10 protein-coding genes are annotated in these 12,981 nt (G+C 53.2%); all 10 read left to right on the forward strand.

From position 1 onward, the window contains the following. Positions 1–44: 44 nt before the first annotated feature. Entirely contained in the window at positions 45–1,202 is a 1,158-nt protein-coding gene (locus tag RAL90_RS00875; RefSeq protein ID WP_306252648.1) for an acyl-CoA dehydrogenase family protein, read from the forward strand. Between the two features lie 75 nt (positions 1,203–1,277). Further along, complete coding sequence (gene sthA, locus RAL90_RS00880; protein WP_306252649.1) at positions 1,278–2,741, forward strand: Si-specific NAD(P)(+) transhydrogenase; 1,464 nt, start codon at positions 1,278–1,280, stop codon at positions 2,739–2,741. Positions 2,742–3,021: 280 nt separating this feature from the next. Further along, the gene (locus RAL90_RS00885) at positions 3,022–4,317 is read left to right on the forward strand and encodes an efflux RND transporter periplasmic adaptor subunit (protein ID WP_306252650.1); all 1,296 of its coding nucleotides are present in this window, start codon (positions 3,022–3,024) and stop codon (positions 4,315–4,317) included. A gap of 10 nt (positions 4,318–4,327) precedes the next feature. Beyond that, positions 4,328–7,480, forward strand: coding sequence for an efflux RND transporter permease subunit (locus RAL90_RS00890; protein ID WP_306252651.1), 3,153 nt, complete (start codon positions 4,328–4,330; stop codon positions 7,478–7,480). Positions 7,481–7,597: 117 nt separating this feature from the next. Continuing rightward, positions 7,598–9,652, forward strand: coding sequence for a peptidoglycan-binding protein (locus tag RAL90_RS00895; protein WP_306252652.1), 2,055 nt, complete (start codon positions 7,598–7,600; stop codon positions 9,650–9,652). Beyond that, entirely contained in the window at positions 9,649–10,275 is a 627-nt protein-coding gene (locus RAL90_RS00900; protein WP_306252653.1) for a hypothetical protein, read from the forward strand. The genes RAL90_RS00895 and RAL90_RS00900 overlap by 4 nt, the downstream gene beginning before the upstream one ends. Before the next feature lie 96 nt (positions 10,276–10,371). Beyond that, positions 10,372–10,554: a hypothetical protein gene (locus RAL90_RS00905; RefSeq protein WP_306252654.1), complete on the forward strand. Its 183-nt coding sequence runs from the start codon at positions 10,372–10,374 to the stop codon at positions 10,552–10,554. A gap of 199 nt (positions 10,555–10,753) precedes the next feature. After that, on the forward strand, positions 10,754–11,842 hold the full coding sequence (locus RAL90_RS00910; protein ID WP_306252655.1) for a Rieske 2Fe-2S domain-containing protein: 1,089 nt from the start codon (positions 10,754–10,756) through the stop codon (positions 11,840–11,842). Beyond that, positions 11,839–12,627, forward strand: a complete 789-nt coding sequence (locus RAL90_RS00915; RefSeq protein ID WP_306252656.1) for a hypothetical protein — start codon at positions 11,839–11,841, stop codon at positions 12,625–12,627. Before RAL90_RS00910 ends, RAL90_RS00915 begins: the two co-directional genes overlap by 4 nt. Before the next feature lie 79 nt (positions 12,628–12,706). Beyond that, a complete protein-coding gene (locus RAL90_RS00920; protein WP_306252657.1) occupies positions 12,707–12,955 on the forward strand; it encodes an XrtV sorting system accessory protein in 249 nt (82 codons plus the stop codon). Positions 12,956–12,981: the final 26 nt, after the last annotated feature.

The raw sequence follows: 12,981 nt of genomic DNA on the forward strand, positions 1-12,981 counted from the left end.
TGCCGTGCCTATCTCCCTTAAGGTGTTTTCAGGAGATGGCGATAATGACTTATGCGCAGACCATTGAGTGGACACGGAAACAGGTTCCAGCGTTCAGAGAGAAAGCGGCCCAGTTCGAAGAATTGCGGCAGTTGCCTACCGACACCGCAACCGGCATGGCAGAAGCCGGTTTGTTCCGCCTGCTGACACCAGAATATCTTGGGGGACTGGAAGCAACGCCAGCGCAATTCAGTGAGGCGCTTCAACTGGTCAGTATGGGTGACGCAAGCGCTGGCTGGTGCACCATGATCGCAGACACAGCAGCGCTTGTGGCTGCTTATCTGCCGAAGGTGACGGCACGCGAGGTTTTTTCTGATCCGAATGTCATTCTTGCGGGTATTTTTGCCCCGATGGGCAAGGCGGTCCGTGAGGGAGACACATATCGGGTTAGCGGGCGCTGGCAATGGGCATCCGGTTCCGCGAATTGTGCCTGGTTGTCTGGTGGCTCGCTGATCGTTGAAAACGCCAAACCAAAAATGCTTCCAAATGGCTTGCCGGAGAGCAGGATGATGATCTTTCCGCGTGAGGATATTGAACTTGTTGACACATGGCATGTCACGGGCCTGAAGGGCACAGGGTCTGGCGACATGGTTGCGTCTGATGCTGTTGTGCCGGTTGAGAGATCTGTCTCCCTGCTGACCGACCAGCCTGTGGTCGAAAGTCCACTCTATGTGTTTCCGGTTTTCGGCCTTCTCGCTCTGGGTATTGCTTCTGTGGCTCTTGGCAACGCAAGGGCAAGTCTTGATGCAATCATTACACTTGCCAATGGTAAAAAGACACCCGGTGGCCGCAAGAGTATGGCGGAGCGTCCCGTTGTACAAACGGAAATAGCAAAGGCAGAAGCGTCCTGGCGTTCGGCGCAGGCGTATCTGTCAGGCAGTATTGAAGAGGCCTGGCAGGCAGCACAGAAAGCACCTGTGCTGACAGCTTCATTGAGAGCTGACCTGCGTCTTGCCAGCACGCATGCAACGCGCGTGTGTGCGGATATTTGCCGCACAGCTTATGACCTTGGTGGCGGAAGTTCGGTCTTTCTGGATAATGAATTGCAGCGACGTTTCCGGGACGCCCATACAATGACCCAACATATTATGGTGGGCCCTGCAATGTATGAGCAGACCGGCCGGGTGAAGCTGGGCCTGGAAACAGACCTGTCAATGCTCTGACAAAAGGTTAACTACGGATCAATCATATCGCAACTTTTGTTTGTTATTAACCATGCTCCAAATTGGAGGATGAACATGGCAGAGCGTTATAATCTGATCGTTATTGGCAGCGGACCAGCTGGTCGACGCGCCGCGATACAGGCGGCCAAACTGGGCAAATCTGTACTGATTATTGAAAAAGGCCGACGTGTTGGCGGTGTTTCGGTGCATACAGGTACGATCCCGAGCAAGACCTTGCGCGAAACCGTCTTGAACCTCTCCGGCTGGCGGGAGCGTGGCTTTTACGGCCAGAATTATAAGGTAAAGGCGAATATTTCCGCTGATGACCTGAAGAAACGCCTGCTGGCGACACTGGATCACGAAGTTGAAGTGCTTGAGCACCAGTTCTGTCGCAACCGCGTGGAACGTGTGCAGGGAACGGCGCGTTTCCTGTCCCGGCACAAGGTAGAAGTTATCGGCGCTTCTGGCGAAAAAACACTTTATTCCTTTGATAATATTCTCATCTGTGTTGGCACAAAACCATTCCGGCCCGAGAATATCCCGTTTGACGGCACGCATATTATAGACAGTGATGAAGTGCTGGACCTGGAAACCCTGCCCAAATCTATTGTAGTTGTTGGGGCGGGTGTTATCGGTGTTGAATACGCCACAATTTTCAGTACACTGGATATTCGTGTCAGTCTGATCGAGCCACGTGACACTGTTCTTGATTTTGTGGATCGTGAACTGATTGCAGACTTCCTGTATGATCTGCGTGATCGTGGCATTCAGTTGCGGTTGGGCAGCAAGGCAGAGAAAATTGAACGTCGCGGTAATGGCTGCCGAACGACGCTTGATAACGGACGTGTCATGGATTCAGATATGGTCCTTTTTGCTGCAGGTCGTCTTGGGGCGACAAAAGAGCTCAATCTTGATGCCTGTGGTCTGGAGACAGACCATCGCGGGCGCCTCTCTGTCGATCGGCACAGCTTTGAAACGGATGTGCCTGGCATCTATGCTGCGGGTGATGTGATCGGCTTCCCGAGTCTTGCCTCTACATCCATGGAGCAGGGCCGCATCGCCTGTTGTCACGCTTTTGATGTCACGATTGAAGATGTGCCGGAACATTTTCCCTATGGCATTTATGCTGTGCCGGAAATTTCCATGATCGGCATGACCGAAGAACAGATCCGTGAAAAGGGCATCGCTTATGAATGCGGCGTGGCACGGTTCAGGGAAACCTCGCGCGGCCACATTCTCGGTATCAACCGTGGCATGATGAAGATGCTGTTCTCCCTGGAAGATCGCCGCCTGCTGGGTGTGCATATTATCGGTGAGGGGGCAACGGAACTGATCCATATCGGTCAGGCTGCCATGACCCTTGGCGGTACAGTGGATTATTTCGTCAACAGTATCTTCAATTATCCGACCCTCGCAGAGGCCTATAAGATTGCGGCATTGGATGCCTGGAACAGGATGCATCACGGTGTTTCCGAAGAACAGGCAGGCAATACTGAAGAACAGCCAGAGGCCGAAACTGACGGTCAACTCGTTGCCTGATAGTCCTCTGATGAAGAGGATTGCCAAAATTTAATCGCTATATTGTGGCATTCTGTCCACGATCATGGACAATCTACAGAACAGGGCTTGCCTTTCACGTTTAGTGAGATCAAGTGCTGACTATCTGGGTGGCTTTTTGAGGTCGTTCAGATATTCTGTCCTGCCGAGTATGGTTAACGCATTCAAAACCATTTGTATTTAGGCGGAACAGCGAGTTTTTAGATGGCAGCGTTTCTAGGGTGTGGCGGCTGTCGATTGGTATAATAGTGGAGCCATGAGAATGGACAGCCAAACTACACCTGCGCGCAAACCCCGTGATATCGGATTATTTATTCGCCGCCTTCTGGTGGGCGGACTGCCGCTCCTGGTCATTGTCGGGGGTATTGTGCTCCTGTTCGGCATGAGTGCGCTCAAGCCCAAGCCGGAAGAAAAAGAGGAAGTTGTCAAAGCGCCGCCAGTGCTGGTCGCTGAAGCCGTGCAGCAGGACGCCCGTCTGACAGTCACGACACAAGGGGAGGTGACCCCGCGCACGGAAATCAAGCTGGTGCCGCAGGTTGCTGGCAAAATCACCTTTGTGTCCCCGAGCTTTATTGAAGGTGGTGCTTTCCGGAAGGGCGATACGCTGCTGCAGATAGAGTCTGAAGAATACCGTCTGCGCGTTGTGCAGGCCCGGGCCAATGTGGCGCAGGCGCGCACGAGATTGCGTAGCGAAGAAGCAGAAGCTGCTGTGGCGCGCAAGGAAGCGGACGAACTTGGTCTTGATGCGGCCAATTCATCGCTCGCGCGCCGGGAGCCGCAGCTTGCAGAGGCACGTGCCATGATCGACTCGGCTGAGGCCGCATTGGGCGAAGCAGAATTGCAGTTGGCGCGTACCGCCATCCGTGCACCATTCAATGGCCGGGTGCGCCGCAAGAATGTCGACATTGGCCAATATGTGGCACCGGGCGCAGAGCTGGGAGAGGTTTTTGCCGTACAGGTCATGCAGGTTGCCCTGCCGTTGACCGATTCAGAACTGGGGCAGCTTGGTCTGGAAATCGGCTTTCTTGAGACAGATGATGTGAAGGGACCAGCTGTCACATTCAGCTCGCTTGTCTCCGGTCGACCGCACCAATGGTCAGGGCGTATAGTGCGCACTGACAGCGGCTATGATCCTCAAACCCGTGTTCTTTTTGCCTATGCTGAGGTCGAGGACCCATATGGGACCGGTGCAGATGAAGGCACGCCCATGGCGTCAGGTCTGTTTGTGTCGGCTTATATAGAAGGGCGGGCCCTGGAAGACGCAGTGGTCGTCCCGCGTACAGCGTTGCGTGGAGAAAATCAGGTCTATGTGGTCACTGCCGAAGATGAGCTGGAAATTCGTCCTGTCAATGTGGCGTCTACGGACCGTGATCGCGTTGTTCTGACTGGTGGACTGGCCGCTGGAGAGCGTGTTGTCACCTCGCCCGTGCGCGGTGCTGCCGATGGCATGAAAGTGGATATCGTCGATCCCGACGCGCCGGAGACCCCGGATGTGACGGAAGAGGCCGAAGAGGCTCTTGCGGATAACAACGCTGTCGCTCAGACAGTCGCAAACTGAGGAGGCGGACATGAGAAGCATCGTCTCCTGGTGGGCCAGCAACAAGGTCGCCGCGAATCTTTTGATGGTGATTATCCTGATTACAGGCTTTGTCAGCCTGTTGACGATAAATCGAGAAATAGAACCTTACGTCGAGTTCCCTGGTGCCCGGGTTTCCGTCAGTTGGCTTGGCGCCTCTCCACAGGATGTGGAAGAGCAGGTGATTGTACGGCTGGAAGAAGCCATCAGCCGCGTTGACGGGATAGATCAGCTTTATTCGTTTGCCGCGGAAGGCTTTGGTGCCGTTTTCGTTATTGGTGATATGGATCTCGATGAGTCTGCCTTCCTGCAAGACATCAAGCGTGAAGTTGATTCGATCAATACATTCCCGGCGGCAGTAGAGGAACCACAGCTGAGTCTGTTTGACTCAGGTGATGAAGTGATGCGTGTCGCGATAACCGGTGATGTCGGTGAGCGGGAGCTGAAGCGATTTTCAGAAAAAGTACGTCGCGAAATCTCTCTACTCCCTTACGTGCCCGCTGTGGACGTATTTGGTATCCGGAATGAAGAAGTCTCCATAGAAGTCTCTGAGGAGACACTGAGCCAGTATGGTTTGACCTTCAGCGAGGTTGCAAATGCGGTGCGTGGCTCTTCAGTCAATCAGTCCTCTGGGAATGTGCGAACCGCTCTTGGGGACATTCAGTTGCGCACCCGCCAGCTGGCTGATTCCAGGGCTGAGTTTGAGGATATAATTGTCAGGCAGTTGCCGAGTGGTGCCGTTATTCGTGTCGGTGATATTGCTGAAGTCAAGGATGGCTTCGAAGAAGTGGATGTTCTCGCCACCTTGAATGGTGAGCCGACGGTCATGATAGAGGTCCTGAGTGGCCCCGACATGGATATTGTTAAAATGGCCGAAGGTGTCCGCAACTATGTTGAGGAAGCACAGGAAAACTTGCCGCCCGGTATCTCAATGATTTTGTGGCAAGACGAATCCGAGATGTACACCAGTCGAATTACGACAATCGGTAGCAGTTTCTTCAGTGGTCTGTTTCTTGTGCTTGTCACTCTGATGCTTTTCCTGAGACCTGCAATCGCGTTATGGGTCTCCGTTGGCATCGCCATTGCGTTTGCTGGGGGGCTGGCATTCCTGCCATATTTGGGCGTGTCGTTTAACATGATTTCGACATTCGCCTTCCTGCTCGTCATTGGCGTGATTGTGGATGACGCGATTATTGTCGGGGAGGCCATACACGCACGCACGGAAGAAGGGGAGGAGGGGCTCGAGGCTGCCGTCAATGGGACAGCCATGGTGCTTAAGCCCGTAATCTTTGCTGTTCTTACCACGATGATATTCTTTGCACCCTGGATGCTTGTTTCTGGTGGCACGGCTGAATTTACCCGTGCAATCTCAATCGTGGTCATCATGGCACTGACATTTTCGCTGGTAGAGTGCCTGTTCATTCTGCCTGCGCACCTTTCCCATCTAAAGCCGGCTAATCCCGAGAAGGGAATTTTGAAATTTCAGAAGAAAATTGCTGACAGCGTCGTACATGTCGCAAACCGGTATTATCGGCCTGTTATGTCGATGGCGTTGCAGCGGCGTTACTTGACGGTTTCTCTGTTTGTGGTCGCGATGATGCTGGCTGTGGGCCTGATGTCGAACAACATTGTCCGCTTTTCCTTTATGCCGGAGCCGGAGCCCGACATGGTGCGGGTTAATGTCGTGCTGCCTGAGGGCACGCCTTTTTCACGGACCCTATCTGTCAAGGCGCAAATTGAGGCTGCTCAACAACAGCTTGAGGAAGAAATAAACGAGCGGGAAGGGCAACTAATTGAAAACTGGTTTGCGCGTGCCCGTAATAATGATGTTTTTGCTCTCGTGCGTCTTGTTCCCCCGGAAGAGCGTACACTTACTGCGGGTGAAACCGCTGACAGGTTACGTGAACTGATTGGCCCTGTGCCCGATGCTGAGACAATTTCTGTTGAGGACCGTGGCGGCAGAAACGATCCTCCTATTCAATATGTCCTCAACTCAACAAATCTTGAGGACCTGACCGTTGCTACCAACGACCTGATGGACAAGCTACGAACCTATGAGGGCGTTTACAACGTCATTAACGATACGCAGAGTGCGTCAGAGGAAGTGCGCTTTACGCTGAAACCGGGCGCAGAAGCCCTTGGCATAACAACGAGCACTGTTGCCCAGCAGGTGCGCCAGGGCTTTTATGGTGAAGAAGTTCAGCGTCTGCCCCGTGATGGCGAAGATGTGCGTGTGTTTGTACGCTATCCGCGCGCTGACAGGGAGTCATTAGATTATCTGAACAACATGCGTATACGAACAAGTGATGGCCGTGAGCTGCCCCTCTACGCTGTGGCGGATCTGGAATACGCGCAAGGGGTCAACCGAATTCTGCGTCGGGAGCGGCAGCGGGCTGTGGTTGTCAGTGCAGAGGTCGTCTCAGACAGGATTGGCGAAATTCGCAGTGATCTGCAGGAAGACTATTTCGACGCATTTGATCAACGCCATCCCAATATCAGCCGGGGTAATATCGGCCGGGCACAGGAAGAGGCGGAGTTTTTCTCTGAGCTGACCCTGCTGTTCCTGCTGGCCGTTGGCATCGGGTACTTTCTCGTGGCGGTGGCGTTCAAGTCATATTTTGAACCCATACTGATTCTCTTTGCTGCCATCCCCTTCTGTTTCACTGGCGCAGTGGTGGGGCACTTGATCATGGGGGAGAGCATGTCATTGTTCTCGTTCCTTGGTTTCATTGCCGCTGCCGGCGTGGCGGTAAACGACAATCTGGTTTTGGTGGATTACGTCCATCGCCTGCGGGCGCAGGGTATGGGCGGTGGTCGGGCTTTGCTTGAGGCTGGCACACGCCGTTTCCGCCCAATTCTGCTCACATCGCTGACGACTTTTGTCGGGTTGCTGCCGCTGATGATGGAGAAATCCATTCAGGCAGCGTTCCTGATCCCGGTTGGTATCGGGCTGGCATATGGGGTATTGTTCGCGTTGCTGGTGACGCTTTTCTTTGTCCCGGCGCTTTACGGTATCGGGGCTGATATCAGGCGCTTTTTCATCTATATCTTCACGGGCAAGAAGCAGCCGCGTTTCGCAGCCAATCTTGATGATACATCGGGCTATGAGCACGCCCCGCCATTGCAGCCTGCACCAGCTGAATAAGTATCTGATATCACGCGTCTATTTTCATTACTCGCTAAACTGTTTACCACTGGCTATATCTGCGTTAACCTCAGATCTGCATGTGTCCGGGGGACATTCGGCAGTGGGTAGGGGGTTATGTCAAACAATTCAGATGATATTTATTTGCGGCGATGGCCCCGTAAGAGCTGGGACGCAGAGGCGCCGTCTGTGGATGATGCCGCTGAAAATGCGTCGATCCCTGCTGAGCCGTTGAGGGCAGACTTCCAGTCAGCATTCGATGATCGCCCGGTGCAGGAAGAATCGTTCTGGTTTGGCACAACAGGTATTCTTGTAAGCGCAGTTATTATCATCGGGGTTTTGTTCCTGACATTGATGCTGGGGTCGCGCTTCCTGACCTCGGTAACGCCCAAAAAAATTACGCTTGAGGAATGTGCGCAGGCCTGCTCCCAGGCCAAGGCAAACTCTTATGACAGAGTTGAACTGCAGCGTGATTCACTCGTTGACTGGCTCGGGGAAGTGGGTCGGGGTCATTATAATGGCAAACGTGCGCAGGCGCTGCTTCTGTCTGCCTCCCAGTCAGATAATATGATGATCGGCCTGACCGAGCAGTATCATACGGAGCGCAAGGAAGATGCAGCGCTGTTCTATATTCTGTCAGCCCTGAACGGATATGAAGAGGCAGACACTCATCTCAACCGGTTGGGCCTGGACAAAGACGCGGCAGACAACGTCAAAACCAAATTGATCCGAGTGCACGAGATCAACGGTGGGCGCGGATTCCTCCGTCTTGGACAGATCTCACTGGATCCGTCTTTCGACAAACCAGGTCCGATTGAAGTGGTTGACAGCCGCTATGAAAATTACAGCAAATATTTGCCCGCGCGCGACAATAAACGCGCTTACCTGTATTTTCAACTGGCGGCTCTGTGCGGCTTTGGCGAAGCCTATGACTGGCTGACATATATGTCCCCGAAAGACGGGCTGTCAGCCAGCCAGCGCGATACACAACGCGCACAGGCGGAAACAGAACTGGCAGAGCGTCTTGACCGATATAATGTCAGTGAAGAGAAATTTTGCTCTGGTGCCTATGCGCGCGAGTTTTTTGCCCCCCCAGCGGAAGAGCAAGCCAGTGACACGTTCGGCCGGGGCGATGACACACTAGGCTTGAGGCGATCCTCAGCTGATGCGTCGAAAGCGTTCCGCGACAATCCCGGCGGCGTCAATGCGCGTGCAGAGACCGCCATTGCGCCAAATTGTGTTGGCAGCAACGCTCCGGAAAACTGCATAGACCGTGACGCTTTCCTGACATGTGCTGATAAGTCCCGATACTGGTTTAATCGTGGCGAAGCTGAAATGGCCAGAGGTAATACAGGTCTGGCGAGAGCGTTCTTCTCAAGAACGATTGAGGATGGCCGCCAATGCGGTGCAGAATCAGCCGTTCTGGCTTCACGCCGTCTGGCTGCATTGAATTTAACCTGTGAATATTCACCTGAAAGTCTGGCGCGGATTGCACGCGGTGCGGGCGCCGATGGCGATGTCATCAGTCTTGAGATACGCCAGGGGGCGCTAAGCGCACTGGGGCATTATCAGGGCACGATTGATGGCCGGTATGGTCCGCAGACCCGCCGAGCTGTTTCTGAATTTCAACGTGAACTTGGCTTTCAGGAAACAGGTGATCTGTCTCCGCTGGAGACTGTCTATCTGGTTTGCAGCGCCGCCGATAACGCCCGTGACAGAAATGCCAAGAATGTTCTTGGTGTTATGTATGTGACAGGTCTTGGTGTTGTTCAGAATACGGATACTGGCCTGCTCTGGCTCAAGGATGCGGCTGAGAGCGGTGATGCCGACGCGCTTTACAATCTTGCCATTATTTATGGCAGTGGCACTGTGTTAAGCAGCTACAGGCTCTGCGATGTCGTGGAGAGTGTTGATCGTGCTGATGCCTATCTTATTGAAGCACGCGCCAAAGGACATCCGATTGCGAAAAAACTTCTGGAGACTTACGGGCGTGAGCGTCCGCAGGTGCGCTGGGATAGGATCAAGCAGGAAGAGCTTGAAAAGGTCGCTTTTTATAACGAGCGATTCAAGCCACTGACGGCATCATGTGGCCCAGTGCCGGAGACATCAATCGAGAGTGCATCTGTCCCAGCAGATGAAAGCACACCAGATGGTGAGGGAGAGCAGGAATGAGAATAATAGGAATCGGGCTTGTTGCCCTGACGGTTTTGACCGCTTGTGGTCATATCGCGCGGAACAAAGATCAGGGGCCAGTCGAGCCACAATCTAATACATATTTCGGCTGCAATATTGATGAGCTGGACCGCAAGCAGAGCTATTATAAAAAAGAATATAACCGGATATGGAATGTCATGACGCGGGAGTTTTTCTCTGAGCGTATGGATGTTGCTGCCGGGTCAGCAGCCCGTGATGCACGCAGTTGGGAAAATCTGATGCGTCAGCTTGAGTACGACATTGATTCCCGCTACCGCCGTGTGCTGAACAGTTGCCGGTCAGTCGAAGACTGTCATCAGATCAACGGTTTCGGCTCTGGAAAATGTACAACCGTGAGCCAGGAGTTGACGCAGGCAAGGCGTAATTTTGATACTCTCGAAGATACCCTTGCTTCTGCTGCGACCCGTATGGACAGTTTTCGCTACCAGCTAAAGCGGCCGGTTATCCCGCAAGACACGCCAGCATCTTCGAACAAGAGTGACGATGATGCCACCAAAAAACCGGCGGACAACAAATCCGGCCAGGTAAATCGTGGCAAAGATTGCTCAACCGTCGGCACCGTGTTCACTGAGTGTAAATGACCGGCGATTGACCTGCTACAGAGCAGGATTTTGTGATTTTGTAATCACCACCATGCAGCCTATAGTCTTTTGCAAAAGGGATTAAGGGGCTCCTGGATGATTGAAACATTTTTGCTTGTTGCTGCTGGCTACACAGCATTCGGTATAGCCATCGGCATTCTCTTTTTGATGTTTGGTATAAGTCGCGCAGACCATGCGGCCAAAGGCTCGGGGCTCGGATTCCGTCTTATTGTTTTTCCGGGTTTGGTTATGCTTTGGCCTGTTGTGTTGGGACGCTGATTTTCCGGCCGTCAGATCAATCAGGATATGCATGCGGAGGAAAAATCATGAGGCGTGCGCACAGAAGAGTGCATGTTCTGATGTGGCTGGTGATCATACCGGTCACTCTTTCCATGTTCGTCCTCTCCTTGTACCTGAAACAGCCTGACCCGGAAAATTCTGCGACAGTACTGAATGAACTCCAGCAAGGAGCAAACTGATGGGACATCAATATCAGGCTGTGCAATGGAACAGCAACAAGCTGCAATATGATCTGGCGATCGCTGTTTTCGCGTTTTTATACATATCTGTCTTTGTCCTGACAGGTTTGCAGCCAACTGAAACCGGCCATACACCAGACCCGGTGGTTCTGTTGATCCGGGCCTTCGGCACCTGTGCCTTCCTGTTACTGAGCTTCATTTTGATGATTGGCCCTCTGGCGCGTCTTTCAGATCGTTTCAAGCCGATGCTGTATAACCGACGCCATTTCGGCGTGTTTACATTCCTGATCGCGGCCGTGCATTTTCTGCTGGCGCTCGTCTGGTATCACGGGTTTGGCCCGATCAATCCGCTGCTTTCTTTATTCGTCAGCAATCAGCCAGGCGGAACTTTTCCCGGCTTTCCCTTTGAAGTTTTCGGATTGGTCGCTTTTGTCATCATGCTGCTGATGGCTGTCACAAGCCATGATTTCTGGTTGAACAACCTTTCTGCCCCTGTCTGGAAAGCCCTGCATATGTTGGTTTATGTGGCCTATGGATTGCTCATTATTCATATCGCAGCAGGGGCACTTCTTACGGAAAAATCCCTTCTGTACCCGGCGCTTGTGTTGGTTTCCTTCATTACGGTTGCCGGATTGCATATCCTGACGGGGCTCCGGGAAAGCGGCAATGACAGGCTGCGTAGCAAGTTTGAGAATGAGGGCTGGATAGCCGTGGCAGCCCCGCAGGATATTCCTGACAAACGGGCGGTTATTGTACCAGTGGCATCTGGCGAGCGGGTTGCTGTTTTTCGCGATCACGACAAACTTTCCGCTGTCACCAATGTATGCCGACATCAAAATGGTCCGCTGGGTGAGGGGCGCATTGTTGATGGCTGTGTCACTTGCCCCTGGCATGGATGGCAATATCGCATGGAAGATGGCATTTCGCCGCCACCATTTACGGAGAAGATTGCAACCTACAATCTGAAACTGATGAACGGCATGGTCTTTCTCAACCCTGAGGCCAACGCGCCGGGCACTTATGTTGAGCCTGTCAGGTTTGATCTGGCAGCAGATCAGGTCGCCAATACGAATGAGGTACCGGCATGAAGCGGCAAGATTCCCTGTTGATCCATGATCCCGGTCAGGAAGAAGATTTTTTCATTGGCTGGGGCAAACTTCCCTCGAGAGATCGCCGTTTCCTGCTTGGTGCGGTGCCTGCCATAGCCGCCTTGTCTGCTGGTAAGGGGTGGGCTGTCGCCAGTCAGTTACAGGACCCAGGCGCCGGTAGCTGGCAGACAGACTCGACGCATGAAGTTACGGGGGAGCTGGTTCGAGCGCCCTATCCCATGATTCGCGGTGTTGACGCGCAAGGCAGGGTGATGACAACGCTGCTTGTCGCGATGGGTAAATGCACATCCTCACTCGATATTGCGATGCAGGCAGGCGGTGTGCATACAGCCACAGGTGTACTTATCGAACGGCGTGGCCGCCATATGCTTGAAGTACCATTTGATATCGGTGACTGGCTCAAACCAGCACCATCTGACTTCATCCTACCCGACCTGACGCCTGAAACCGTATCGGACGAAATTACCCTGCAAGGTATGATCATGGACACCAAGTGCTTTTTTGGTGTCATGCGGCCGGGGCGCGGTAAAACGCACAAAGCATGCGCATCGCTGTGTATCAGAGGGGGCATCCCACCATCTTTCTGGGCCAAGACAAAAGAGGGACAGGAAGTTGTCATGCTGCTGACGGATGAAGCGGGCAACCCTGTTTCTGATGAAATCCTGCCTCTGGTCGCAGAGGCCGTGGAGGCACGCGGGCGTGTTGTGCGGTATGGTGACTGGCCGCAGTTTCAGGTTTCGTCTTCAAACTACAGGCTCTTGTAGTTACCAGATTATACTTTCTGCATGGTTGGCAACAGCACATTAACCCTCTTGTGACATAGTGCGCAGGTAGAGTTTGCTTATGACAACCTTCTTTGATCTTTGTGCTACCGGGCTTTTCGTCGTCGTTGCGGGGCTTTTCCTGTATCGGTTACAACATGAAGACCCGCCGATCATGCCATATCTGGTATGCGTTGCCGCATGCGCGCTCGGCAACTGGGCCGGCAATGCAGGGGCAGCGGCAGCAGGGTCAATTATACTGGCTGCGGTTGGTTTCCTCCTGATGCATCTGGCAAGCGAGCCATTTCAGGAAGATGATACGCAAACCTGAAGTCAAAGGTAAATAATCTGTCAACG

Source organism: Parvularcula sp. IMCC14364, assembly GCF_030758415.1.
Lineage (GTDB): Bacteria > Pseudomonadota > Alphaproteobacteria > Caulobacterales > Parvularculaceae > Aquisalinus.